Source organism: Halobacteriovorax sp. GB3 (assembly GCF_028649655.1).
Lineage (GTDB): Bacteria > Bdellovibrionota > Bacteriovoracia > Bacteriovoracales > Bacteriovoracaceae > BSW11-IV.
In genome coordinates, this window is record NZ_JAQSLN010000003.1 from 1207967 (window position 1) to 1234902 (window position 26936).

Here is a 26936-nt window from a genome sequence, read left to right on the forward strand (position 1 = left end):
AGGCCGCTTATAAATAAGCGGCCCTCTATAAAGGAGAATATTAAGCTTTTATTGAAACAAGTCCTATGTTTCGCTTAATAAAAAGTATTAAGCTTTCTCGCCCATCGTTGCATCAAGGTATTGAAGCATTGATGCACGTAACTGCTCCATAGAAACTTGGTTATCTTCAATTAATAATTCTTTTTTTACAAAATCAGTTGGGAAACCTGCAAGGTTTGCAAGCTCTTCCATGTTAACTGCTTCTCTCTGTGACGTATTCGCAACATCTTGTGTCGAAGTTATAGCTGACATATTACACTCCCTTGTCTTACTTCAGCTTGAAGGTAGCGCCACCTGCGCTACACGCCATCTAAATTCTCTCTCTTAATTTTGACGCACAAAAATCATATCGATACCAAAATATTAATGTCAAACTTATAGCTACTATAATTTTTAATTGTAAGATTTTATTAGAAATGTAAGAAAGGAATCTTTAAATATATAAATATCGTTATGTTTTCGCCTAAAACTAAATGAAACTTTAAGTTAGATCAAATCACTTAACGTATTGATAAAACTATACTTCTTAAGATTCATCTCGTCATACTCCCCTTCGAGGTCACTTTTTAAAGTAATTCCTCCGCCAGCAGAGTAAATGAGAGTTTTTGAATTAAAACAGATCTCACTTGAACGAATATTAATTGATGCTGCTTGAAGAGATCCATTTTGAATGATGGTTGATCCGGTGTAGAAGCCTCTTTTTTCTCCTTCAATATCTTTTATTAATGAGACGACCTTCTTCTTTGGCGCTCCCGTAATACTTCCACCCGGAAAGAGAGCAACGAGAACATCTAAAAGATTTGTCTTTGGACTGAGTTCAACTGCAATTAAAGAGTATTGATGAAGAATATTTGGAACTTTTAATGGCGCCTTCTTTTTAATGACTTTTGAATAAGGAGAAGAGATGCGAGAGAGATCATTTCTTATAAGATCAGTGATCATATAAAGCTCTCCCTGATTTTTCTGACAAGAGCTAAGCTTATGCCATTGCTCATCAGTTACGGCACCTTCACACTTCAAACTTCCCTTTATCGGCATACTCCAAAGAGATAACTTATGCTCAAAAGATCGTGCTTGAAAGAGACACTCAGGAGAATTACTTAAATAGAGCTTATTCCAAAGAGGGATAAATGTAGCGTGTGCATAAGGGGCCCTTGCCTCTTTATTTTTCCATAGTGAGCTGTAGAATTCTTCGACTTTATACTCACTAAAGCTATAGACAGAAGGAAACGTTAAATTGATTTGATAGCAATCTCCCCTTTGTAAAGAGTCTTGCACTCGATCAAAGGCCTTCTTATACCTACTCTTAGAAACAGATGAAACTTCACTAAGCTTTAAGGCCTTTCCAATAGGACTAAACTTTTTAACCACAAGCTCTCGCTTGTACTCAATATCAATAGCGAGAAGTTCATTTGAAAAGCTCTTAAGCTCTATCAACTCTCCGAGTTCGTAAAATACATGAGTCACACGCTTTTTTTGAGTGCTATCAAAAGTTCTCTTAGAAAGTTCATGAAACCACTGTCCCAAAGGAGCAATCGTTTTCTCACCTGTAATTAAATCTACTCGGTGATCTTGATAATAGGCAAACGCACTCTTGGCCTCATGTAGAATCTGAAATTGATCACCAACAGGATAGATCGTATGCAGCTCTCTAAAAATCATTACTGAACGTTTGGTGGTTCATCTTGGCGAGAGATATTTTCAAAACTCGTATGAGCACCAACAAAAGCAAGCTTTGCTGTACCAACAGATCCAGCACGGTTTTTCCCGACGATAACTTCGGCGACACCCGGCTCTTTAGTATTTGGATCGTAGTATTCATCACGATAAACGAACATAACGATGTCGGCATCCTGCTCAATGGCACCAGATTCACGAAGGTCAGATGTGTTTGGACGCTTATTTGGTCTCGACTCAACACCGCGGTTTAGCTGCGATAGAGCGATGATTGGGCATCCAAGTTCCTTTGCTAAAGACTTTAACCCACGAGACATTTCAGAGATCTGCTGTTCACGTGATGTTGTCTTCGTGTGCGGAGTCATAAGTTGAAGGTAATCGATAACAACAAGTGCAATCCCCTGCTCGGCCTTAATCTTTCGACATTGAGACTGAATATCAAGGAGGTTAATCCCACCATTATCGTTAATATAAATTGGATACTCTTGTAGTTCTTTAACGGCACGACCAATAGAGCGAAGGTCTGTGTCCAAGAAGTTCTTTTGACGAATTCTCTTAGAGTCAACTTTTGCTCTTTGTGTAAGAAGACGCATTGAAAGTTCCTTTGAAAGCATCTCCAGAGAGAAGACAACGACAGGAAGCTTCGTTAAACCACAAGCATTTTGCGCGATATTAAGGGCCAAGGCCGTCTTTCCCATGGCCGGACGTGCGGCAAGGACAATCAGCTGACCAGGTTGCATCCCAAGAAGAAGCTTATCAAGTTCACCATAACCAGTAGGTACACCCTGAACCTCACCAGGCTTTCTTGAAGTATCTTCCATCTCTTTGAGGTTTTCTTTTAAACAAGTATTAAGCTTAACAACTTGATTGGCCTTCGCTTCATTTGTTAAGTTGAAAAAGCTTGATTCGACATCTTCAAAAAACTCGTCGATATCCCCTGTAAAATTAAGCCCCATCTCACTTACTCTTTGAGCCGTTCTAACGATCTCTCGTAGTGAAGACTTATCTTTTACAACTTTTCCATAGTGATAAATATTGGCAGCTGAAACTTGATCTTCAACGATTTCAAGAACAGCACCATTGCCACCAATCTCTTCGAGCTTACCTCTGTCTTTTAACATTGAACAAACCGTTACATAATCAATTGGTTTATTCGTCGTGGCCAAGTCTGTGATCGCATCAAAGATAATCCCATAAGACGGATGATAAAAATCTTCCTTCTCAAGCTTTAAGTTTGAGATTTCGTCATAGTTATTTCCATCAATAATTAAACAACCAAGAAGGGATTTCTCGGCCAGTAAATCGTGGGGTAATTCTCTTGTTGGTGCGTCCATTTAGGCCTCTCGAAAATTAGTAGCTGACCTGTCATATTTAGCGCAAAAGCGATGTTTTGTCACTGATTAGAAGGTCAATAAAAAAGGCCCAAGCAACGCTTGGGCCCTCATTACAAAGAAATTCTTTCAATGGAAGATTAGTAGCTTCTAAGAATTTTGTTTGCTTCTTCTTTGAGTTTTTCTTCTTCAGTAAGTTCTTTCTTTTCCTCACCTTCGACAGCATTCTCAGCATCAGCAGCTTTCTTAGCAGCTTCTGCAGCTTTCGCAGCAGCAGCTTCTTCAGCTTTCTTCTTCATTTCTTCAGCTTGCTTTGGATCCATTTTAACTTCTACAGTGAAGTTAGCTTCAACATCGCTAAAGAATTTAGCTTTAACGGTGAAAGTTCCAGCTGTCTTGATTGGAGTTTCAAGAGTAAGTGTTCTCTTTTCAACTTCTAGATCAGACTTCGCTAGCTCAAGAGAAAGTTCGTTTGTTGTAACAGAACCAAAAAGTTTCCCGTTAGCACCAACTTTCTTGATTAGTTCAAGCTTAAGACCTTCGAGCTTAGATGCAACTGCTTTAGCAGCATCTTTTTCAGCAGCGATTTTATTCGCTAGCATTTTCTCGTTGTGAGCTTGTTGTTTTTTATTCGACTCATCCGCAACAACTGCAAAGCTGTTTGGGATAAGGTAATTTCTTGCATAACCTGCAGAAACGTTAACGATTTCCCCAACGTTTCCTAAAGTTTTTACCTTTTCAGTAAGAATGACTTTCATAAGATATCTCCTTCACTTCTACTTTTTTTTTTCAATTTAGTCTCAAAATCGAAAAAGAGATCTAAGACGCCGACTAGTGCAATCATCTTGTAACCTAAGAAGATGGTAAACACTGTAAGTGCCGTTCTAAGAAATCCTCTAAACCCTAACCAATCGAGAGACGCCATAAAAACGCCAAACCCTTGGAAGAAATAAAAAACGCCAAGACTATAAGTAATATTAAATCCAATAACTTCTGCTAGTGGGTGGATGTACTCTCCAGCAACAATCATCACCATCCCCGCAAGGAGACCGTAAATCATAAAGTCAGGAGCTTTGAAGCTAACAAAATCCTTAAGAGTATAAGGATAATTGTGAGTTTCTTTCCAAATCACAACATTGCGAAGAACTAGATATAATGTAAGCCACATCGAAAAGAAGACACCTACAAACATCGCTGTAAATGACCACTCAAGAAGTGTCTTAACTACCATTTGTGGATCGTTGAGAATCGAGCTTAACGCTCTGGCCTCTTGTCCACCAGCATCTAATCTTTCTTTTACTTCTGGTCTTTGAAGAGCTTCTTCAAAACTTTTCGTTACAAAAGTTTCAATCTGATTAACGAGAGTAAATTCAGAGGCAATCGATAGAACAATAACCCCTCCTGCAATGAGAAGAAGTAAAGCACTCGACCACTGAATTAACCCTTTAACCGGCTCTTGTCTCTTAACAATTACTCGTGATGCGAAAAACCCAAAAACACTGGCAACAAAATATACAGAAGCTTGCGACAGCAGAAAATCGGCTCCAGGGATAAGCTTTGAAGCTGTAACCATGGCCACCATAATTAATGCCGATAGCGAACCTGTATACTTAACTCCATAAAGGAGAAAAGAAATTGCCATTGGAATTGGAGCAAACAGAGATAATGGCCCAAAGCTACTTAAAGCTAGGGTAACAATGGAAAGAAAGATAAGTTTACCAAACGTTAGTTTCCCAACGATAAACTCGGTATTTCCCTTCACTGAATGTTTGTAATCTCCGCCTCTATTCACGATTCACAAATCCTAATTAATTATTCAGAAAAAGTGCTTCTCATGTGAGAAACAACACCAATGTTACGTGCTCTCTTGATCGCAGCTTGAGCAAATCTTTGGTGCTTTCTAGATACACCAGAAACTCTTGCTGGAGAGATTTTTCCAAATTCGTTGATTAGCCAGTTGAAAGTCTTTGGATCTTTCCAATCAGCCTTGATGCTCTTAGCTGTGAACCAACAGTTCTTTCTTCTTGCGAATTTCTTTCTGTCTTTTTCTGCATCTGAGTCTTGATCTAGATCGTCAAGAACTGAACCATTGTGGTTCTTAGAGAATGGAGACTTGAATTTTTTTACAAGAGCTTCACCGTCTGCAGCTACGTCTGAAAGCTTAACGATCATTGTTTTAAGAATGTCTTCGTTAATTTTGAACTTTCTGTTTAGCTCAACGTTAGCTTCTGCATTACCTGTGTAGATGAAATAAAGGTAGTGACCTGTCTTTACACCTTTTGAAGTTGCTTGTGCGAAAGTTTTGTTTCCCCAGTCATCAGACAGAAGAACTTCACCGTCGAACGATTTTGCTACTTCTTCAACCATAGTTTGTAGAGCCTTGATTCCTTCTTCACCAAGGTTCGACTTAGCCACTAGGGCCAACTCATAAATCATACTTTCCTCCTGGACTTGCGGCTAACTTCCCTATGAAGCTAGCGAGTATTTCATTTATAAACGTCGCTCGAACATAGCAAAATTAAAGGGCTTCGTAAACAGGGCAGGCATTTTTTTAAGGGTCTACACACCTTTGGAACTAGTGTGTTTTCAGCATGTTAGAAAGGTTGTTTCACAAAAATGACAAAGGGCCCAAAAAAGGCCCTTCAATTATTAAGCGATATAAACATTTTTAGTCGAAAATTTCGTACTGCTCTATGTGGTAGCTATTTTCAGATCGAATCTGAAGAGTTTTTCCAAAGGCTTCTTCAAGCGTCTCAATGAGGTCGAGATCATCGCCACAAAGTCGAGCTGTCACCTCAGGATGGGCAAAGATCGAAACGCGACTAGACTTAGATTTTTTAAGAACTTTTGTTAACTCTCTTACAAGCTCGTAGCAAACAGTCAGAGTTGATTTAACCTGACCTGTCCCCTCACAATAAGGACAAGGCTCACACATGAGTCTTGTTAAAGTATCTCTGGTTCTCTTTCTTGTCATCTCTACAAGACCAAGTTCAGAGATTGGAAGAACCTTCGTTTTAGCTCGGTCTTTTTTAAGGGCCTCAAGAAGGTTTGAATAAACCATCTCTCTGTGCTCTTCTTTTTCCATATCAATGAAGTCGATAATGATGAGACCACCGCAGTTACGTAGACGTAACTGATAAGCAATTTCTTTTACCGCTTCTAAATTTGTTCTTAGAATCGTCTCTTCAAGAGTTTTTCTTCCAACAAATTTCCCTGTGTTTACATCAACAGAAACCAGGGCCTCTGTTTGATCAATATTGAGAGATCCACCAGAGCGAAGATAAACCTTATTTGAGATGGCCCTTTCTAGTTCTAAGTCGAGACCAAATTTCTCAAAGAGCGGAAGGTCTTCTTCATAGATTCTGACCTTACCCTTGAGACCTGGAAGATATTTGCCAATGAACTTTTCTAGTTCTTTAAAGTTCTCATTATCATCAACATAAATATTTGAAACATCTTCGTCTGTAATATCGCGAAGGACTCTTTGAATGAAAGAGAGGTCTTTATAAAGACAGGCCGGAGACTTAGCAGAGCTTTCCTTTCCCTGTACTTCTTTCCAAATCTTTACCAACATATCGTAGTCAGCTTTAAGAGTTTTCTGCCCCTGACCTTCGGCCACGGTTCTAGCGATCATCCCCTTTCCTTCTGGTTTAATTTTTTCCAGAATCTCTTTAAGACGATCTCTCTCATCTTCATCTTCAATTCGACGAGAAACACCTGTGTGCTCGATATATGGCATATAAACAACATGACGACCAGCTAAGGTGATGTGACGAGTAACCCTTGGTCCCTTCGTTGAAATAGGTTCCTTGGCCACCTGAACGAGAATCTCGTCGCCTTCCTTTAAAAAGGATTCAATCGTTGCTTCATCAGGACGAAAGCGCATATCAACAGCATCAGAAAAAGTTGAAAGCTCATCAGGGATAATTTTCCCTTTGCGCTTATCTTCTTCTTCACGAATTTTTTGGGCCTTCTCCTGCATTTGTCTTTGCTCTTCAAGTGTTGGCATATAGGCATCGTCAACATAGAGAAAAGCTGCTTTTTCATAGCCAATATCAACAAAGGCCGACTGCATTCCAGGAAGAACTCTTAAGACTCTCCCCTTATAAATATTCCCAACACAAGGATGATCACCACCATCCTCTTTACTTCTTTCCATGAGGTAATCAACGATTTCCCCATTATCAAGAAGGGCCGCTCGGCATTCTCCGAGGGTTTGATTGATAACGAGATCTTTAGACATATTATTTCCTTAAACTTAAGTATTCTATAACAAGATACCTGCGATACACGCTGTCATCAAGCAGGCAAGAGTCCCTCCAATGAGAGACTTAACCCCTAAAAGGGCAAGGTCCTTACGTCTATCAGGGGCGAGAGAACCAATCCCTCCAACCTGAATGGCGATAGAGCTAAAGTTAGCAAAACCACAAAGTGCATAAGTAGAAACAATACCTGCTCTCGGAGATATATTACTTAGCTCTTTTGATAGATCTATATAGGCAACAAATTCATTCAGGATTAACTTCTTACCAAGAAGAGATCCAACAATTTGGCAATCTTCCCAAGGAACTCCCATCAAAAAAGCAATAGGAGAAAAGAGGTAACCCGTTATGAGTTCTAGCGTTAAATTTTCACTTCCAAACAAAGTCCCGACCCAACCAAGTAATCCATTGACCATGGCAATGAGAGCGATGAATGAAAGAAGCATGGCCGCAACATTGAGGGCCAGCTTTAAACCTTCACTGGCACCACTAGCTGCAGCATCAACAAGGTTTGCCGTATTCTTTTCAACTTGAATTGAAACCGTTCCCTGAGTCACAGACTCTTCGGTCTCCGGAACGAGTAATTTTGCACAAACAAGGGCAGCTGGTGCAGACATAACTGAGGCAGCTAATAAGTGAGCGGCATCTATTCCAAAACTAACATAGGCCGCAAGAACACCACCAGCAACAGTGGACATTCCCCCTGTCATTAGGGCCATAAGTTCTGATTTCGTCATTTTTCCAATGAAAGGTTTGATAACAAGTGGTGCTTCCGTTTGTCCTGCAAAGATATTAGCAGCGGCTGCCAGAGACTCTGCTCCAGAAGTCCCCATGATCTTCACCATAACTTTTGCCGTTAGCTTGATCACCCATTGCATAACACCAATATGATAGAGAATGCTCATTAATGAACTCATAAAAAGAATTGTTGGAAGGACCATCGTAAAGAAAACAAAACCAAAACGCTTTTGTTCTGTAAGAGAACCAAAGATGAAAGAAGCACCTTCATTTGTATAAGCTAGAAGTCCAGTAAAGAGCGTTCTTGCCCCTTCAAACAAACTCTGACCTGTTTCAGTCTTGAGTATGAGTAGACCAAGAGTCATCTGTAAAAGAAGGCCACTTAGAACAGTTTTCCAATTAATTTTCTTTCTATCTGAACTCAATAGAAAGGCAATACCTACCATGGACAAAAGTCCAACAAATGAAATGACTCTCATCATTATTGTTTCTCCCCGGTCAAAGCTCGGCCTACCTTAACTTTAGGAGAATGATTAGGCAAGCTGGCCTTTTAATTTAGCCAGCTTATTAAAATGTGAATGAGTAATTTAAAGCGTTTAGATTTTTAGACTGAGGAACATTCTTAGCGAAGCTTTGTTTATGCCAATCGTCTCTACTTGCTGTGTCAAATCCATTATTTTTTCCAGCGTATTCCTCGTACATACCTTTAGATTTCGTCGCCTGACTCCATGCAACAATACCTACTCCGAGAATAATACCAATGGAACCACCCACGAGAATATTATCCAAGTGCTCTTTTGGCTCTTCGACAAATGAAAGTGTAGAAAGACCTAAAATAGCTCCTCCAAGCCCAGTTCCAACAACAACAGAAATATCTTTAATTGATCCCTGAACGAGATCATCGCTATTGTCCTGTGCCATTGCAGTGGTTTGGGCCACCAATAAAGAAAAAGTTAGTGTGATTTTTATCAGGATAGATTTCAATTGCACCAAACACTCCTTAAGTCGGTCAATCATTGCCACAACGTGGCCTAAAACGTATGATGTTCCCTCTCCAATTGAGCTAACATCATAAAAATAGGATGAAGCTTAAATTGCGAGGAGTCAAGGATTCATATGAAACCAAAAAGGAACAATACGATGACAAAGAAGAAAGTTGCTGTGAAAAAGACGCAAGCGGACCAAAACCCAATGCGCTTTACTGCCAGTGGAATCATTTCCAAAAAAAGAGATGGAAAAAAACTGACTAACGATGAAATCAGATGGTTCATCGACGGGCTAACAAGTGGACAAATTGCAGACTATCAAATGACTGCTCTTCTCATGGCCATTTTCATTAACGGACTTGATAAAAAAGAAACGGCTTACCTAACAGATGCCATGCTCTACTCTGGTGATGTAGTGGAATTTGAAGGTCGCGATGTCATCGATAAGCATTCAACAGGTGGTGTTGGAGATAAGGCCTCATTCATTCTCGCTCCGATCGCAGCTGCTTGCGGAGTTAAGGTTCCGATGATTGCCGGAAGAGGACTTGGTCACACAGGTGGAACTGTCGATAAAATTGAATCAGTTAAAGGCTTCAAAACAGAGCTTCCACTTAAGAAATTCAAAGAAATGGTTGAAAAAGAGGGACTATCTCTTATTGGTCAAACAAAAACGATCGCACCAGCTGATAAAAAAATCTATGCTTTAAGAGATGTTACAGGAACGGTTGAATCGATTCCACTTATTACAGCTTCGATTATGAGTAAGAAACTTGCTGAAGGAGCAAGTGGACTTGTTATGGATATTAAAACAGGAAGTGGAGCTTTCATGTCCACTCTTCCAAAGGCCCGCGCACTTGCAAAAAGCTTAAGAGATACAGCAAGCCGTTTTGATAAGAGTATGATGACAATGATTACAGATATGAACCAGCCACTTGGTCTTGCCATTGGTAACTCTCTTGAGATTGTTGAGTCAATTGAGACTCTTAGAGGAAAAGGTCCAAAAGACCTAACAGAAATTTCTGTTCAACTAGCAGGTGGAATGATCTATCTCGCAGGAAAAGCAAAATCTCACAAGGCCGGTATTGCAAAAGCTAAAAAATCTATTAAAGACGGCTCAGCTCTTAAAGTCTTCAAAGATATGATTAAAAATCAAGGTGGAGATGAGCTTGTTGTCGATGATTACTCTCGCCTACCAATGGCCAAAGAAGTCTATGAAGTGAAGGCTCAAAAAGCTGGTTACATCTCTCAAGTAAATTGCAAGGCCCTTGGACTTCACTGTGTTTCTCTCGGTGGAGGAAGAATGAAGGCCTCAGATAAGATCGACTTTGGTGTTGGGCTCGTCCTTACAAAGAAGATTGGAGACAAAGTTAAAAAAGGTGAAACTCTTTTAAAAGTTTATCATAATAAGTCGCAACTAAAGCTAGTTGAGCAAATTGATGTGGCGATTAATAAGTCTGATATTAAGTTAAGTGCGACGAAACCTAAAACAACAAAGCCTCTCGTTTACGAGATCAAAGAAAACTAATTGGGGAATAAGTATGTTTGATAAACTAAAAGCAGCGGCAGAGAAAATTCAAGAATATAAAAAAGTCACTCCTAAAGTTGGAATCGTTCTTGGTTCAGGACTTGGAGCTTTTGTTGATTCTATTGAGGACAAAGTAGAGATCCCTTACGAAGAGATTCCATACTTTGGAGAAACAACAGTTGAGGGTCACGCTGGACGTTTAATTCTTGGTAAAGTTCAAGGAGTCGAAGTAGCTGTTCTTCAAGGACGTTATCACGTTTATGAAGGTAGATCTCTTGATGATGTCGTCTTTCCAGTGAGAGTTCTTGGTACTCTAGGTGCTGATACTATCATTCTTACAAATGCAGCTGGTGGTATTAACCTCAACTACAAAGCAGGTGAACTCGTTTGCATTGAAGACCACATCAACTTTATGGGAAAAAACCCTCTGATCGGTCCAAATGTCGATGAATTTGGTCCACGCTTTCCAGATATGACTTATGCCTACGATCCAGAACTTAAAGAGGTTTTGAAATCAGTGGCAAAGGAAAACAATATCGATCTTAAAGAAGGTGTCTATGTAGGCGTCTTAGGACCAACATATGAAACGCCTGCTGAAATTAGAATGTTTAGAGCTATCGGTGGAGATATGGTTGGAATGAGTACAGTTCCAGAATGTATCGCTGCAAACCACATGGGGCTAAAAGTTTGTGGAGTTTCATGTGTGACAAATATGGCCGCAGGTGTAGAAAAGGAAAAACTCAAGCACGAAGACATTAAAGATCAAGCGCTTAAAGTTATGGAGAAATTCTCAACTCTTCTCACTCAAGCAGTTCAAGAAATCGGAAAAAGAGATTAAAAAAAAGGCCCTTTAAAAGGGCCTTTTTTATTAGCTAGCTTTCTTATTCCTACCCCAAACAATTTCTTGAATGTTATTAGTTACATTAAGAACTTGGTTGGAATCTTTTCCTAAATCAAGAGCAATCACATTGTTTTTCTCTGCAAGTTCAGAGTTACTCTTTGTCGCTTCATCAATACTTAAGATAGCTTCATTGATTTCTTTAAGAGCTACAGCTTGCTCTTTAGAAGCTCTATTGATTTGCTCAATTTGCTCATTATTTGATTCAATCATCGCAACGATCTCATCGAGAACATGCCCACACTCTCCTGCAACAGATTTCCCTGACTCAATTGAGCTTTGACCAATTCTAGTTAAGTTCGAAAGACTTGCTTCAGATTCTTTTACAATTTCTGTTACGGCCTGACGGCTATTTTCTAGGATTTCACTAATCTCAAGGGCCGCTTTACCAGACATAGAAGCAAGAGACCCAACTTCTTCAGCGACAACACTAAACCCCTTCCCTTGTTCTCCAGCTCTTGCCGCTTCAACTGAGGCGTTAAAAGCAAGAAGCTTCGTTTGAAAAACAATATCGTTAATAACAGTCGTTTTATCTCCAATCTGCCCAATGAGAGATTCAATTGTTTGAAGTTTATCGCTATTGCCTTTTACTTCTTCTAAAATAGAGTGAATACTTCCACCAATATTTTCAATTTCATCAATCATTCTTGTAACAGTTCCCTTCCCATCAATTGCCGTTTGGCGACATTTCTGTGAAGACTTAAATGTGTAATCAGTAGATTCGCTATTCTTATCAACAGTTGCACTAATTTCATTAAGAGCAGCTACTGTCTCATCAAGACTTGCAGCTTGCTGAGTTACAGCACTTGAAAGGCTTCCTGAGTTTTCACCAATACCATTAGAGGTTTTCTTTAAGTGACCACTGACCTTTCTTAGAAGTCCAGCTCCGTTTTCTAAACTCTTTGTGACTTTATCAAAAACAAAGAAGTAAACGACAAGAATAACGGCGAGAGAAATAGCAAGAACAGAAATCATTGTCATGACAATTGTATTCAATGTCTTCTTAGCTTGAATCTTTTCGACTTCAGATTTATTAAGAATATGCTCTTCTAGCTTATCGAGCTGATCTCTTACACTTTCAAAAAGTGGTTTTAAAGTTTGAATTGAATACTCTTCGGCCTCTTTGTATTTCTGAGCTTTGATGAGATCTTGAAAAGTTACAGATTTCTCTGTCCATACTCTGTGGTTATTCCAAAAAGTCGCTAGGAGTTCTTTTTCAGTCTTATCTTGAGAAAGAGCTTCGTACTTTTTAACTCTCTGTCCAACTTGCTTATAATTTGTATGGTAATCATCCCACTGTGCAGTTCTTTCTTCCTCTGTAATTCCACTTGAACCAAGTGTTCTTTCAGCAACGAGCATTTGTTGAAGATCTCTGTCTGACTGATCGAGATAATCAATCGAAGGAAGATAATAGCTAAATGAACTATTGATAATTGTAAAAAGTGAATTTGTTCCCTTATAGGAAACACCACCTAGAAGAATTGTTAGCAGGAGCAATGTAGAAAACGAGAAAATCACTTTGTTTTTAAAAGTCATAAAGTACCCTTCTTTAAACTATTTAGATTCTTTATCGGATTAAACATTGTAAAGTTGAGTTATTGGAAATTTTATCGCCCGCTTACCTCTAAGCGTTACTTATGTTATGATTTTAAACGCTTTTATTAATCGCGAACGAATGTTCGGAGACCTTTATGACGAAATTAAAAGAAGATTCACTTAAACTCCTTAAGACATTGAATTTCTGTGTTTTTGACCTTGAAACGACAGGTGGAAATCATGAAAAAGATAAGATAATTGAGATCGGTCTGGTTAGAATTAGAGATTTAAAAATAACCGACAAGAAAAGTTACCTAATTCAACCAGAGATTAAAATACCAGACTTCATTCAAAAGCTCACATCGATCAAGCAAAAAGATGTTGAGGGTTGTCCTAAAATCGAAGAAGTTATCGATGAGATTGTTGAATTTATGGGTGACGATATCCTTGTGGCCCATAACGCCTCATTTGATGTTCCCTTTTTCAACTCTGTCTTAAAAAGACTCAAAAAAGATCAGCTTGAAAATAAGAGTATTTGTACAAACCTTATGACCAAATACCTTATTCCAAATCTTATGAACTCTAATTTAAATTACATGAGTAAGATTTTTGGAATCTCACATAAAAAGGCCCACAGAGCTCTTGATGACTCGATTGCCACAGGAAAACTTCTCATTCGCTTCTTGGAGATCTTTGCAGCAAAGGGAATCTCCAAAGTAAATCATCTCTATTATCCAAAAAATAGATTTGAACTTGATCGAGTAAATTTTAAAGATGAATCGACCAATAAAGAAATACTAGTAAAGTTTGATCAACTTAAAACACCAGCGATCATCACTTTAAAAGGTGAAAATGGGTTAATGCTCAATGCCCTTCCCTGCAAGATAGATGGAACAAAAGATAAAGAGAGAGATTTTTTAGAGAAACTTCTCAATGATCTTCCATGGCAGGTCGTAACGATTAAACTTGTTGGCCCATTTCTAGAGGCCCTTATTTCTTTAAATAATGTTTTTAATAAGATTGAATTTGAAAGAAAGAATGAGCTTATTGATTTCCTTTGGGAGACACATTTACCAGATGTAAAAAGAAAGCATATTTCTGATCCAGAGTTCACTCTCTTTGACAGAGACTTTGGAGACTTCGTCATGACAAATCATCTTGTTCCAGAACAAATGATTGTCTATCCGCTAAGAGCACTTCACCCAAAATCAGAACTTGTTTTTCGCTATCCAGGGCATCAAAAGAAGCTACTTCAGTATATAAATTCGAAGTCAAAGAAGATGAGTAATAATAAACTTAGGAAGATCTACTATCCGATCATTTTAAAGAATTTTATTGAAAACTATATTAATGATTGCAAGAAAACTAAAAAAGACCTTCTGGTCTTTAAAAAGGGCGTAACGAAGAATTCTCCAGATAACTTCTTCAGCGAGATTGATTCATTTCTATCGCAAAACCCAAATCCCTATAATTATCCCAACGAATATATTTAAAAATAAAACAAGGGCGGATTCCATTATTCGCCCAGCTTTCATTAAACTAACAACTTCAAAAGTAAACGTGCTAAAAGTCGTTAAAGACCCAAGAACTCCTACCTTAAAAAGTAATTGCCACTCACCACTTCTTAGATCGACTTTAGAGATAAGAAAAAAGATGAGACAACCAATGAGGTTTGCCATTAAGGTTCCAAGCCAAAGGCGTGTTCCCATCGTTTTTATGAGAAGTGAAATTGCAAAACGACTACAAGCTCCAAAACCTCCACCAAGAAAAACAACCAGAAAATTTATCATCGACTGATTCATGAAGAGATCTCCTTAATGATAATGCGATCCTCTTCCACATCTAGCTTGAGTGAAATATGATCAAGAAGATGCTGAACAAGTCTAAAAGAAGATAATTTGTCTTTTAATTCTATTGGTGAAAACTCATCAAAACGAATAATAAAGCGATCCTCACTTTCTTTAAAACGACCTTGAATCGTACCAACTTGCTCTTCTTGTACCAATTTCAAATGAGAATAGAGCGTTATGACTTCATTCATAAGAAGATAGAAGATCATCGTCATAACTGAAGTATTAATCTCTCGTGAGTATTCTTTAGAGTCGACGCTCTGTTCAAGAGAAAGACGACAATCAGATTCAACCATTCTAAATCTCAACATAGAAATTGCTTGAACAAAAGTAGATCGAAAAGAACTCTTATGAGAGTTCATCGGTCTTTCTTTTGTAAAGCCTAGAAAGACCTGAATGAGGTCGCGACAACGTTTCGCCCCCTCTTCCATTTCCTCTAACGTCTTTAACGTATCATCATCAAGGTCATCTTCTAACTGAAGCAGTGTTAAGCTTGCTAAGATTCCGGCGATAGGGTTATTCAGCTCATGGGCAATAGAACTTGAAATAATACCAAGCTCTTCAGAAGAAATTACTTTTTTAGAGTTTGCTGAAATATTTTCTTTACCATTAAAAGTTAGTGAGAAGAAACGTGCCTGTGCGACATTGAAATCAACTCTCATAACCTCATATGTATGACCATCGATATCAATAGTTGATCCATCTTTTAAAGTAAGACACTCTCTTGGAAGAACATTAAGCTTAGAGAATCCTTGAGTGTGTAGAATCAATTCATTTTCTGTTTCAGAAAACATGGCGATTGGATAAGAAAGAGACGAAATAATATGATCCCATTCAATATCCATTTTAGATGAATCGCTTATACGCCTATCTTTCATAAGAGTTAAAATCATTGAAAGAATAAAAGCTCTAATGAGATCATCTTCACTTTTAAGACATATATAGATGTCGTTATAAGGAATCGTTGAAGTTTTTAAACATACCTCATGATCTCTTTTTTCGAGTATCTGCAAGGAAATATCAAGTTCGAGTTCTGCACAAATCGTCTTATATTCACTAACGACACTTTTTGGATCGAAGCACCAATCTCTATTGGCATAGTAAGATAAAAAAGGTGTCAGTAGACGAACAAAAGAAGTTTCACCAAGATGAGATTTCATTTGATCAATATCTATTGAGCGAACTTCATTTAAACTCAACTCTATTTTTTGAACGAAGAACTGCTCTCTTTTAAGTGAAATAAGTTTTGTGATTTTCTCTAGGGCCAATTTCATTAAATTGATATCTTGAAAATCGAGTTTTAGCGATCTTTCATCATGTTGTGGATCACTGATAAAATGAAAGGAATATTGAAATTCTCCAAGATCCTCTTTAGGCTCGACAATGATATCTGACTCAGAAATTTCTTGTGATATTGAAGCACCGGCCAATTCTAATTGTCTTTTTAATTCGAGAAATTGAAGATCTCTAGATACCAATTTTTCACAAAGAAAGACATTTGGACTCATCAAGACTCCCTCCTCTTGACGACTCTTCCTTTACCATCATGAAAATGAAGAATAAGAGAACTCTCTTCTTTTAGTTTTTCAAAAGAGTCTCTATCACTAACCACGTGACCACTTTCATCTTCAGCGTAAGAATACCCTCTTTCTAAAACATTACTCGGATCGAGTACTCGAAGAAGCTCTCCTAATTTATCGACTCTTTGTTTTTTCTCATCAATTTTTGAAATTTGAGTAAGTAGTCTTTGATTAATTTCTTCAAGTTCCATCGTATAGTCATGGAGCGATGTTAACTCATACATACGATGCTTAAGATTACATTGCTCTAGTCTTCTTTGATAACTACGGTGTTTAGAATAGAGTTTTTCTAATAAAGAATGAGGATTCATTCTAAAGAGTTTATTCTGATTCTTATGAATAAGTGATGAAGAAAATTGCTCTAAATGCCTTTTTGCATTGTCCATTCTCTCTTTAATTTGCATTTGCGAGTTTGTTAGAGTTTCCGCAGCAGCAGAAGGCGTCTCAAGTCTAAGATCAGAAACAAAGTCTGAAATACTATAGTCAACCTGATGGCCTACAGCACTAATAATTGGAATTGGGCAATTATAAATATCCCATGCGAGAGCTTCGTCATTAAAGGCCCAAAGGTCTTCAAGAGAACCACCACCACGTGTAAGAACAATTACATCATAATGTTTACCACTCTTCTTTTTCATTTCTTCCATTGAAAAGCGAATCGCTTTCTCTAGAGCATGTCTTATGGAAGCAGGTGCCGTATCACCTTGAACAAGAGCTGGAACTAACGTTACATCCATCCAAAGAGAACGCCTTTGAACAATATTTAAAAAATCTTGAAGTGCAGCACCTTTTTGTGCGGTAATAACAGCAACTCGTCTTGGAAATTGAGGTATAGGCTTTTTAACTTCGAGATCAAAGAGACCTTCGGCCTGAAGTTTCCTTTTCAGTTTTTCAAACTGCTCCTTAAGATCACCCTTTCCAACCGGCGTAATGCGCTTAACGATAACCTGAAAAGTCCCTCTTTTGGCATAGACTCCGACACCACCACTCACGAGAACTTTATCACCATCTTTTAAATTTTTGATAGCAGGATTTCTAAAGGCATCCATTTTAAAAAGTGCGGCTGACATTTGGGCCTCACTATCAGAGAGCGTAAAATACCAATGTCCAGTTGCAGAAGAAGATAAATTAGTCACTTCCCCAACAAAAGAAATATTTCTAAACTGACCTTCTAAAAGGTTTTTAATTTGGCCGACAATTTGACTGACTGTGGGATGCTGAAATTCCATGGGAATATTCTAGCGAAGGGAACTTAACTAGTATACCCCTAGATTAAATCCAGGGGTATAAATAGTTACTATTTTGACATTCTTTTAAAGACTGAAAATGATTTGATGTAGTTTACAGCTTGCTGTACTTGATAGTCTGATTTTGGATCATACTTCTTTCTATCATCTTTAGATTTATTCTTCTTCTTTTCTCTCATTTCTTTAATACGCTTGATTCTCTCAAGTCTTTCTTCTTTTTCTCTAGCAAGACGTCTTTTCTTCTCTTCTTTAGTTTCAATCGTTGCACTTAAATGATTTTTAAGGTCAGCTTCTCTAATATAAGAACCTTCACTTAAATTTTCTTCTAGCCACTCACCTTCAGCTTCAGGAATCTTTACGTCAGGAGTAATCCCTAGAGCTTGAATTTTTCTCGACTTCGGTGTCATATATTGAGCAATCGTTAGTTTGACGCCAACTTCTTCTCCAATCTTTGAAACCGTCTGAACAGAACCCTTACCAAAAGATTGAGTTCCCATGATAATGGCACGGCTATGATCTTGAAGAGCACCCGCGACAATCTCACTAGCTGAAGCTGATGAGCCGTTAATAAGAACAACAAGTGGTGTATCCAGTTCTTTGTGTCCTTGTTTTTTTACATAGCGAATATCTTTATTCTTTGGATCGCGTCCCTCTGTAGAAACGACAACACCATCTTTAAGGAAAATCGATGAAACATTTACAGCTTCATCTAATAAACCACCTGGATTCGATCTAAGATCAAGTATGATTCCTTTAATCTTAGCTTGTTTTCTCATTTTCTTAATGTGAGTAACGATATCTTTCCCCGCATTCTTTTGAAATTGAGTAAGACGAACATAGGCATAGTTCTCATTTACAATTGAACTCTTAACAGATCTGATCTTAATGATCTCTCTGTTGATTTCGTAAGATTTAATTCCATCCACGCCTTCTCTAGCAATTCCTAAAATAATTTTGCTATCGGCCTTTCCACGCATTTTAGAAACGGCTTCCTCTAGAGTTATACCAATTGTCGATTCGTGATTGATTTCAACAATTTTATCCCCTGCTTTTAATCCTGCTCTAAATGCCGGGGTATCTTCGATAGGAGTGGTAATAACAAGAATACCATCCTTTAAAGTCACTTCAATTCCAAGTCCACCAAACTCGCCTTTTGTATCCTCTTGCATTTTAGAAAAGACTTCTTTATCTAAGAAAGCTGAATGAGGATCAAGTGTACTCATCATTCCCTTGAGTGCTCCATTGATTAATTTTTCTGTATCTACTTTTCTGTAGTACTGAGACTCGATTAAAAAGAGAACTTTATTGAAAATTTCAAGCTTTTCAAATCTTGATTTTTCAGGAACTTTTGCGGCAAGATCACTGCCAACGAAAATTAAACCAGAACCTAAGGCGACAGTTAAGGCCCCCTTTAGAAACATCTTTTTCATTTTAAATCCTTTCTATATTAATTTTTTGCTAATTTATTTTTTGTTAAAAATTTATCGTCCATTAGAAGAACGGTATTTTGGGCCTTATCTTTCTTTCTTACTTCAAAATAAATATTCCCGGCCTGTCTAGATCCATAGATAGATTTAGTATACCCGAGTAGTTGACCCTTTTTCACATCTGTATTCTTTTTAACTTTTGGAGAGAAATGTCCAAAATAAATAGACCTCGTCTGGTTACCATGATCGACAATTACGACGTTACCATAATTAGACAGAGCACCGATATGAACCACTTTCCCGGCCTCTGCACTCTTAACTGGCTTTTGGCCTTTAAATTTGAAAGTAATCCCTTTCTTTTGATGTTCAATTCCAACATAGGCATCTAGAGGAGACAAGAATGATAGTTCCTGATTCGCTCTTACCTGCTCTTTTTTTCGTTGGTGGCTAATATAAACTTTAGATTTTAACTGATCAAAGCGAACTTGAAGTTGATCTTTTTCTTTCTCTTCTTCAACATATTTTTCAGCAACGACGCTTTTCTTATTTTCAAGGTCATCTAAGATTAATTTAAGATCAGATTCTGTTCTTAAGAACTCTTGGTATCTCTCAGTTAAACTTGTGATCGATTGTTCGAGTTGTTTACCTTGAGCGATTTCACTTTTAATCTTCTCGATCTTTTTTTGCATCAACTGAGTAAGAATCTTCTTAGATAAGAGATCTGAACTCGTTTCAACATCATCCAAATTGCCAAGGACAACAGCTCTAAGGGAGCCCTTTGTCTTTTCAAGATTTTCACTTAAGGCCTCTTGGCTTTCTGTTAAGCGATGTCTAGCATCATAAAGAGCAATTTCGATCTGTTTTTTTTCTTCTAATGTCTCAATATATTTTTTATTCGACTCTCCAAGAGAGTTTTCTAATTTAGAAATTTGTGAGCGTAATGATTTTAAGTTCTTTGATTGGAAAGAAATTTTTCTTTTTAAGTCAGCGAGGTTTTTACTTGCGATATCCTCTTCTCGAGAACGCGCAAAACTAGTGTGAACAAGAATTAATAGTGAAAAAAAGACGATTTTTTTCATACTTGTGACCATTTAGCCCCTTTGGCAAATAAGAGAGTAAAGCTTGAGATAATCGCAACACTTAGTACGAACATCATGCCATTTGCACTTCCCCATAGAAATGTATTCAATGAGAACATAAAAACAAGAGCTGTACCTGTCAGGTAGAGCTTCATTCCAACGTTACTTCTTCTTTGGAATGATTCCACGATATAGCTAATTTGCTTTAAGTTTTTGGAAAAATTCATTGCTGACCAACACCACATTAAAAAGACAATGGCCAGGCTAAGAGTAGTTCCCCACTTTTTAAATGACCCTACAACTTCCGAGTGTTTCTTTAAAAGAGTATCGTTTTCTTTTGTTGCTCCAAGAGTTACTTTGCTCTTACCAACTAAACGAGTTAAGTAGTCGCGAATGAGCCCTTGTGATCTCTTACTGATTCCCTTCTTAAACATGATCTTAAGACCTGCATAATTAAAATCAAATAAAGAACTCCCCGACTCTAGACCGAGAGATTCAAGTATCTCACTTACCTTTACATTAACCTCTTCTTTTTGAAGAATATTTACAAGGGCAACCCCAGGTAGTTCTCCAAGCTTTCTCGAGATTCTTTGATGATTTTCTTTTCCCGAAATGAGTGCGTAAAAGTACGGCCCACTGACACTGGCCGGTACATTATTAAAAACTTGTTTTTCAATAAATGTCTTTTGACTAAAAGTTGTCACCATTAGAATTGAAAGGATCATAAATGAGAATCCGCTCAACCAGTTTTTTTCTAATGATTTCCAAAATTGCATCAAATAAAACATGCGTGCCCCGAGTATACTAATTTTCCAGAATCTAAGTGAATGATACGACCCGTAAACTTCTTAACGAGCTCTCTATTGTGAGAGGCCCAAATGACGGTCAAACCCTTTTTAACATTGTATAAATTTAAAACTTCAAATAGCTTCCTTGCATTATCTCCATCTAATGATGATGTTGGCTCATCAGCGATAAAGACCTGAGGACGTGAGAGAAGGGCCCTAATGATAGCGACTTTCTGCTTTAAGCCCCCATTAGCATCTTTCACTTTCAAATGAAGTCTATTTTGAATCCCAAGAATTCGACACAACTCATTCATATCCTGAATAAACTCACCTTTAGAGTGATAAATAGCAGGATCAAAAACGAGCTTAAGATTTTCTTCAACAGAAAGTCTCTCAATCAGTCTAAGGTCTTGAAAAACACGCGAAATAAAAACATTCTTTTCGGGCAAACGAATCGTCCCGACATCAGGCTTAATCTCTCCCGAAAGGAGTCTTAGAAGTGTCGTCTTCCCTGCGCCCGAAGGACCTGTAATAAAAACGATCTCACCTCTTTCAATTGAAAGATGGATATTCTGCAAGGCCCTGACTTTGTCAAAACGTACAGAGAGATTTTCTAAGAAAAAGAGATTATCAAAACGAGAATTTGACATCCCCTGCTTGGCGAACTGCCCTTGGAAGGTAGTATTCATCATCCGTTCAATCCTTTGAGCTGTATTCAAATCATCCTAATTTGAAAGCACCACTGGGCGCTATAAATATTCTAACCTAGAATCCTCTACAAAGCAAAGCTAGGAAATACCTGACTGGATCACTTTGGCACTCCCTGTAATATTTAGCTTTTCATAACTTTAAGACTTTATAAATATTCAATTTTCCCTCTATTTCCTAGCAAGTTTTCCCCTTACAATAACAAGTGCTCACAAGATAAATTAATTGAGGTTTTCATGATTTCTAATGACATCTACAAATTTTTTGCTGATTACATCTATAAAAAGTCCGGAATGATCTATGAAGAAAAGGATTACTACAGACTTGAATCTCGCTTAAAAGAGCTCGCTCGTTTCTTTGAAAAAAACAGTGTCGAAGAAGTACATGCTCTCTACCAAGGCACGATTACTCCAGACATGAATGCAGTTCTCATTAATATTTCAACAAATAATGAAACGTATTTTTTTAGAGACGTAAAACCATTCAAGGCACTAACGAAAATGGTTATTCCTGAGCTTTTAGAGAAGAATCCACACGGACTTCTTAATATTTGGTCTGCGGCTTGCTCTACTGGACAAGAGGTCTACTCTATTCTCATGTCAATTGCTGATAATTGCTCAAATGACATTTTGAGAAGGTGTCAAATAGAAGCAACTGATATTTCGACAGATGCGCTAAAGAAAGCGATAGAAGGCCAATACAATGGACTCGATGTTCAAAGAGGTCTTCCTATTACAACTCTTATGAAGCACTTTGAACAACAGGAAAATGAAGATTGGAAGATTAACCATAACCTTCATTCAAAGGCTCGATTTGGTGAGTTTAACCTCCTAACAGATTCTTTCCCTCTTTCTCAATATCATATTATCTTCATTAGAAATGTCCTGATTTATCAAGATAAGGATAATAAGAACGATATCCTCAATAATGTCTTTAGCGCACTTAAACCTGGTGGATACATGTTTCTAGGTTCAGGAGAGAGTTTGATTGGGATGAAGACAAATTTTGAAAAAGTCGATTACGAAAACCTTACAATTTATCGCAAACCTCTATAAGCGAAAATTTGCGAAAGCTCTCAAGCAAAACAAGTTTCATTTTGTTTTAAATATGATAGCCTCCTATAGAACTAGGAGGCTTTTTTATGGCCAGTCGATACAAGAATTGGAAAGAACTTAACAATCAAATCCTTTCAAACCGCTTCGCCTTCCCAAAGAAAAGGCAAAGCCTTGGTTTCTACGAAATCCTTTATGTTCTCACAGATAGTGAAGGTACTCCTGTTGCTCTTAAAACAGAATCGGAAAGTTCGCCGTGCTACTTTTCATTTTCTAAAAACACAGTACAAAGTGAAAGCTTAAAAAATTCATTAGGACTTCCACTCTTTGACATTCCTCTAGCTAACTATCAGCTCTCCCCTTTTATGATTGGAGATCTTTTAAAGGCCATTCAGGATAATAAAGAGATTCAAATAATTAAGCACAATCCTGTTCTTTATAAAGAAAACGATACTAAAGAGTACCTCTGTGAAGATATTATCATAGCTCCTTTGTTTGATACGCTCACAAAGAAGCTTATGATTACTGATCCAGATGAAGCTCTCGCACTTCTTGCAATCAATCCAAAGGACCAAAGCCGTCTTGGACTTGAGATTGTTTTTTACTCAATAACGAATAAATCTCTTCCTATGAATAAAGAAGAAAGAGAAGAAATTCTTGTTGAAAAGATAAGTGAGCTCGCTTTCTTCGCTCCAAGAATTCCCATTCAAAGAGGAAGTGGTTCATTCTTCAGTGTCCTCTTAAACTTAGATAATCTAATGGAAGAGAAGGCGTTTATTAGAAATTATAAAATGTTCGATGAGCATTCTGATGTGATTTTTGTGACAAGTGATTTAACGATTAGAACAGGTCAGCTAGAAACAATTCCATTTAATGGAGATCATATCGATACAGTCTTTTTGCCTATTATTGATTGGCACAAAGAAAACCTATCGCAAAAACAAATTCTTTAATCGACTTAAGAGGCTCTTCTTTTTAAAGAGCCTCTTCCACGCTTTTTCTTTATTCAGTTCTATAAGTTCAACTTTTTTCTCTTTAACAAGCTTTGATAGAAGCGCCTCTAATTCATCCCTTCTAAACTCCCCTACTTTACCTAACTTCTCTTTTGATAAATCTAAAATAATTTTCTCGAAAGTCATGGCCTCAAAAAATGAGAGGGTCTCAAGGAGAAGCTCTTCCTTTTGATCCATTAGAACCAGCCTATTTTATAGAGAAAACTACGCACTCCACCAGCGCGTCCATCTTCATCAGCATCCAATCTTTCAAAGAAAGGATTTTCTAATTTCGATCCATCAATATCGAGTTGATATCTTCCCTTATCTTCAGGAACTTTAAGCGTAATGACATTCGCTCCAACGTCACTTTTAAACTCAATCTCAAAATCAACATCAACTCCCCTATTTGTTAATGAAAGGGCGTCTTTGATTTCTTCTTTCGAATTAACAATAAGACCTTTTAAAAAGATTTTTACCGTCGACTCTTTTTTATCCCATACAATATTTCGAATTGAACTTAAAGAGACTTCATCTCTATAACTGACAAGTCTTCCAGAGCCAATATTTCCTTGATAGCGACTCTTATTTTTCTCATCAATTTTCTCGGTCATAGAGAGTAGAACATGAGCAACTTCTAAGCTTGACCAGTCCGGATTTTCTGACCAAATATAGGCAGCAACTCCTGCGGCCATGGGAGAGGCCATTGATGTTCCACTCAGTGGTCCATAACGATTATTCTTAACGATTGAGTATATCTTTTCCCCAGGAGCGATAAGATCGATTCCTTCTCCATAATTTGAAAAACTACTCACGCGATCGTCCTCATTGCTACTCGCAACGAGAAGAAGCTGTTCAAGAGATCCTCTTTTTGGATTAAGCGTTCTGGTATTTCCGGCCGAATTAAAAATCAATAGACCTTTCGAACGAGCATACTCAATGGCCTTTAAATAGACCTGATCTTCAACTAGAGGATCGATGTTATAGCTTGTATTGATTATTTTTGCGCCGTTATCTGCAGCATAAGCATAGGCCTTAAAATACATCGCACTTGAAAGGGACTTCTCTCCATAAAACTTAAGTGGCATAACCTTGACTCTTGGTGCGATACCAGCGCCACCAAGATTATTTCTTGGGTTTGCACCTATAATCCCAGCGACATGTGTTCCGTGAGTTCCATGATCCCAATTGCTTGAAGGGTCATTATCATCATTATTAAAGTCATAACCGATGACATCATCCACATAACCATTTTGATCATCATCAATACCATTTTCAGGAATTTCATTTGGATTTTTGTACCAAGAATTTTCCATATCTTCATGCTCTAAAAAGAAGCCATCATCTGTAACCGCGACAATGATATCTTGTTTGCCTTGAAAATGAGTCCAGGAGTCGAATGAACCAATTGTTCTATGGTGATACTGAAGAGGTATTTGACCACCAGTAGGAAGAGATTCCATATAATTTCCAAGATAGATAATATTTGGAAGAACCCATTCTACATTTGGATCTTTTTTAATTTCTTCAATTACTTTATCTTGATCTAAAAATTGAGCGAGAGATATATGACTTACTTTTTTTGTAATCCACTTTCTATCAACAACAGCTGAACTTAGCGACTCAAGTTGATCCCCATTTTTAAATGAAACAATAATTTCATTTGGATGAACAAAAGATGTATTCGCTAACGTTGTCCCCGCACACAGCAATGCAAAAGAACTGATCATTCCCTTAATCATTCTTCCCCTCTCTCTTTTAAATTAAGCTTCTATCACACCCTCTTGTACAAGTAGTCGGTAGGCCGACTCTGAACAAAAGACGTTAGGTGTGTAATTTGTCGAATTATAAAGTCTAGAAATAATAGAATCCTCGACATCAGCAAGAAGTTTCACTTCTCCATTTTCGTAGCTAATTTTAACAGGGTCTCTTTCTAATAAGAGATTTTGCTTAGCTCCTGCTGCATCTTTAGCAAGTAGTTTTGGAGAGCGAACAAAGATAATATCTTTCTTAGGAAGATCTGGAAGAATCCAATCTTCAGGTCCACCTTTCTTATCAAGAATATCTTGAATCTCTTGAACTTTTTGCTCGGCCCTCTTATAGATTTTCATATTAGCTGTTTCTTCTTCTTGATTAAGAAGTCTTTGCTTAAACTCATCACATCGAATGGCCCTTGCCCCCGTCTTTAGAAGAAGTGCTTTTGCCATGTCTTTAATCTTTGGATATTTATCTAATGTTCCATTGAGATAGTTTTCATGAACAAGACCCATAAAATATGAATCATTAAATCCAAAAAATCGCATTGGATCTTTGGCAATCATCTCAAGAAGATCACTATAACGGTAGATAAGACCTTTCTCTAAAAAGAAAGCACATAGTCTCTCTGCAATAGCATCATAGCGAGCGCCACGAGCAGAGCGAATAACTTGGGAGTACCAAGCAAAACGAGAATTCAAAAAGTCTTCAACGCTGTGAAGAGCATTATGACGAATCGTTAAAATATCGTGTCCGCCAACATTGACTGGTTGAAAATGATATAACAGGTAGTCTCTATCATAAGATCCATATTTTAATCCTGTATAGTGAGCATCTCTTAGAAGATAGTCCATTCTATCGCAGTCAATTTCAGAGTGAAGAATCTGATTGGCCATAATAGAAGGATCAACACCTTTAACAAGGTCAGATACGGTCTGTGGATCGAGGCCATATTTTTTTAGAATATGAGTAATACCACCAGGATAATCTGTATTTTTAATAATAAACGAACCAAGGTTTTCATGATCGTCTTTAAGACCTTTTCCATTTTTAGACTTCGTCGTCTCACCAAATCGAATATAAGAAGTCTCAGTTGTGTGAGAAAAACAAAATGTCCCAAGGTCGTGTAGCAAGGCCCCAATTCGCAGAGACTTATGATAAACGGCTTCTTTAGTTAAACACTTTGGATTGAAAAGATCGGCATCACTAACAGCTCTTCCACAAGACTGTAGAATTTTATGGGCGTTAAACATAACACCAATAGAGTGACCGAAACGTGAATGTTCCGCACCAGGAAAAACATAGAAAGAAAATCCTAGTTGCTTAATCCATCTTAATCTTTGATAGAAGGGAGAATGAATGATCTCGTATTCAATATTTGTAAGCTTGATAAATCCATAGATAGGATCAAAAATAACGCGGGACTTTTCAACATCCATGTCCACACTCCCCAATTGGAAAACCAC

Annotated in this window: 25 protein-coding genes; 5 read left to right on the top strand and 20 right to left on the bottom strand. The window is 37.6% G+C overall.

Annotation, left to right across the window (positions count from 1 at the left end; all coding sequences use genetic code 11):
- Positions 1–87: 87 nt before the first annotated feature.
- The 9 genes from HBN50_RS12190 to HBN50_RS12230 form a co-directional block, all read right to left on the bottom strand.
- The gene (locus HBN50_RS12190; protein WP_273870384.1) at positions 88–291 is read right to left on the bottom strand and encodes a hypothetical protein; all 204 of its coding nucleotides are present in this window, start codon (positions 289–291) and stop codon (positions 88–90) included.
- A gap of 234 nt (positions 292–525) precedes the next feature.
- Positions 526–1701, bottom strand: a complete 1176-nt coding sequence (locus HBN50_RS12195; protein ID WP_273870387.1) for a chorismate-binding protein — start codon at positions 1699–1701, stop codon at positions 526–528.
- Positions 1701–3050: a replicative DNA helicase gene (gene dnaB / locus HBN50_RS12200; protein ID WP_273870388.1), complete on the bottom strand. Its 1350-nt coding sequence runs from the start codon at positions 3048–3050 to the stop codon at positions 1701–1703. The genes HBN50_RS12195 and dnaB overlap by 1 nt, the downstream gene beginning before the upstream one ends.
- Before the next feature lie 137 nt (positions 3051–3187).
- Positions 3188–3805 carry a 50S ribosomal protein L9 gene (gene rplI / locus HBN50_RS12205; protein WP_273870390.1) on the bottom strand — a complete coding sequence of 206 codons (618 nt, stop codon included), beginning with the start codon at positions 3803–3805 and terminating at the stop codon, positions 3188–3190.
- Positions 3802–4839, bottom strand: a complete 1038-nt coding sequence (locus HBN50_RS12210; protein ID WP_273870391.1) for a DUF2232 domain-containing protein — start codon at positions 4837–4839, stop codon at positions 3802–3804. Before HBN50_RS12210 ends, rplI begins: the two co-directional genes overlap by 4 nt.
- 20 nt (positions 4840–4859) lie before the next feature.
- Positions 4860–5483, bottom strand: coding sequence for a 30S ribosomal protein S18 (rpsR, locus tag HBN50_RS12215; protein ID WP_273870392.1), 624 nt, complete (start codon positions 5481–5483; stop codon positions 4860–4862).
- 232 nt (positions 5484–5715) lie between these two features.
- Positions 5716–7290, bottom strand: a complete 1575-nt coding sequence (locus tag HBN50_RS12220; RefSeq protein ID WP_273870394.1) for an Rne/Rng family ribonuclease — start codon at positions 7288–7290, stop codon at positions 5716–5718.
- 24 nt (positions 7291–7314) lie between these two features.
- On the bottom strand, positions 7315–8529 hold the full coding sequence (locus HBN50_RS12225; RefSeq protein WP_273870395.1) for a NupC/NupG family nucleoside CNT transporter: 1215 nt from the start codon (positions 8527–8529) through the stop codon (positions 7315–7317).
- A gap of 85 nt (positions 8530–8614) precedes the next feature.
- Positions 8615–9037, bottom strand: a complete 423-nt coding sequence (locus HBN50_RS12230; RefSeq protein ID WP_273870396.1) for a hypothetical protein — start codon at positions 9035–9037, stop codon at positions 8615–8617.
- 126 nt (positions 9038–9163) lie between these two features.
- Here HBN50_RS12230 and HBN50_RS12235 point away from each other — a divergent pair, with 126 nt between their 5' ends.
- Complete coding sequence (locus HBN50_RS12235; RefSeq protein WP_273870397.1) at positions 9164–10558, top strand: thymidine phosphorylase; 1395 nt, start codon at positions 9164–9166, stop codon at positions 10556–10558.
- 7 nt (positions 10559–10565) lie between these two features.
- Positions 10566–11396: a purine-nucleoside phosphorylase gene (locus HBN50_RS12240; protein WP_443135176.1), complete on the top strand. Its 831-nt coding sequence runs from the start codon at positions 10566–10568 to the stop codon at positions 11394–11396.
- A gap of 30 nt (positions 11397–11426) precedes the next feature.
- On the opposite strand, the gene HBN50_RS12245 is transcribed toward HBN50_RS12240, so the two are convergent.
- Positions 11427–12992, bottom strand: a complete 1566-nt coding sequence (locus HBN50_RS12245; RefSeq protein ID WP_273870401.1) for a HAMP domain-containing methyl-accepting chemotaxis protein — start codon at positions 12990–12992, stop codon at positions 11427–11429.
- 155 nt (positions 12993–13147) lie between these two features.
- On the opposite strand from HBN50_RS12245, the gene HBN50_RS12250 reads away from it, so the two are divergent.
- Complete coding sequence (locus tag HBN50_RS12250; protein ID WP_273870402.1) at positions 13148–14485, top strand: 3'-5' exonuclease; 1338 nt, start codon at positions 13148–13150, stop codon at positions 14483–14485.
- Here the strand turns inward: HBN50_RS12250 and HBN50_RS12255 are convergent.
- From HBN50_RS12255 to HBN50_RS12285, 7 genes are all read right to left on the bottom strand, one after another.
- Positions 14438–14794 carry a fluoride efflux transporter FluC gene (locus HBN50_RS12255; protein ID WP_273870403.1) on the bottom strand — a complete coding sequence of 119 codons (357 nt, stop codon included), beginning with the start codon at positions 14792–14794 and terminating at the stop codon, positions 14438–14440. The genes HBN50_RS12250 and HBN50_RS12255 overlap by 48 nt on opposite strands.
- On the bottom strand, positions 14791–16350 hold the full coding sequence (locus tag HBN50_RS12260; RefSeq protein ID WP_273870859.1) for a histidine kinase dimerization/phospho-acceptor domain-containing protein: 1560 nt from the start codon (positions 16348–16350) through the stop codon (positions 14791–14793). Before HBN50_RS12260 ends, HBN50_RS12255 begins: the two co-directional genes overlap by 4 nt.
- Positions 16350–17651 carry an exodeoxyribonuclease VII large subunit gene (gene xseA / locus HBN50_RS12265; RefSeq protein WP_273870404.1) on the bottom strand — a complete coding sequence of 434 codons (1302 nt, stop codon included), beginning with the start codon at positions 17649–17651 and terminating at the stop codon, positions 16350–16352. The genes HBN50_RS12260 and xseA overlap by 1 nt, the downstream gene beginning before the upstream one ends.
- A gap of 68 nt (positions 17652–17719) precedes the next feature.
- On the bottom strand, positions 17720–19099 hold the full coding sequence (locus tag HBN50_RS12270) for a S41 family peptidase (RefSeq protein ID WP_273870406.1): 1380 nt from the start codon (positions 19097–19099) through the stop codon (positions 17720–17722).
- A 17-nt stretch (positions 19100–19116) separates the two neighbouring features.
- Positions 19117–20175 (bottom strand): murein hydrolase activator EnvC family protein, encoded by a 1059-nt coding sequence (locus tag HBN50_RS12275; RefSeq protein ID WP_273870408.1) that lies wholly within the window; start codon positions 20173–20175, stop codon positions 19117–19119.
- Positions 20172–20963: a hypothetical protein gene (locus HBN50_RS12280; protein WP_273870409.1), complete on the bottom strand. Its 792-nt coding sequence runs from the start codon at positions 20961–20963 to the stop codon at positions 20172–20174. The genes HBN50_RS12275 and HBN50_RS12280 overlap by 4 nt, the downstream gene beginning before the upstream one ends.
- The gene (locus HBN50_RS12285) at positions 20951–21655 is read right to left on the bottom strand and encodes a cell division ATP-binding protein FtsE (protein ID WP_273870411.1); all 705 of its coding nucleotides are present in this window, start codon (positions 21653–21655) and stop codon (positions 20951–20953) included. The genes HBN50_RS12280 and HBN50_RS12285 overlap by 13 nt, the downstream gene beginning before the upstream one ends.
- A gap of 252 nt (positions 21656–21907) precedes the next feature.
- On the opposite strand from HBN50_RS12285, the gene HBN50_RS12290 reads away from it, so the two are divergent.
- A complete protein-coding gene (locus HBN50_RS12290) occupies positions 21908–22726 on the top strand; it encodes a CheR family methyltransferase (protein WP_273870412.1) in 819 nt (272 codons plus the stop codon).
- An 86-nt stretch (positions 22727–22812) separates the two neighbouring features.
- The gene (locus HBN50_RS12295) at positions 22813–23676 is read left to right on the top strand and encodes a hypothetical protein (RefSeq protein WP_273870414.1); all 864 of its coding nucleotides are present in this window, start codon (positions 22813–22815) and stop codon (positions 23674–23676) included.
- On the opposite strand, the gene HBN50_RS12300 is transcribed toward HBN50_RS12295, so the two are convergent.
- The 3 genes from HBN50_RS12300 to HBN50_RS12310 are packed head-to-tail and all read right to left on the bottom strand — an operon-like array spanning position 23653 to position 26909.
- Positions 23653–23913: a hypothetical protein gene (locus HBN50_RS12300; RefSeq protein WP_273870415.1), complete on the bottom strand. Its 261-nt coding sequence runs from the start codon at positions 23911–23913 to the stop codon at positions 23653–23655. The two genes, HBN50_RS12295 and HBN50_RS12300, sit on opposite strands and share 24 nt — an antisense overlap.
- Positions 23913–25457 (bottom strand): S8 family peptidase, encoded by a 1545-nt coding sequence (locus HBN50_RS12305; protein ID WP_273870419.1) that lies wholly within the window; start codon positions 25455–25457, stop codon positions 23913–23915. The genes HBN50_RS12300 and HBN50_RS12305 overlap by 1 nt, the downstream gene beginning before the upstream one ends.
- Positions 25458–25478: 21 nt before the next feature.
- Positions 25479–26909, bottom strand: a complete 1431-nt coding sequence (locus HBN50_RS12310; protein WP_273870420.1) for an HD domain-containing protein — start codon at positions 26907–26909, stop codon at positions 25479–25481.
- Positions 26910–26936 lie beyond the last annotated feature (27 nt).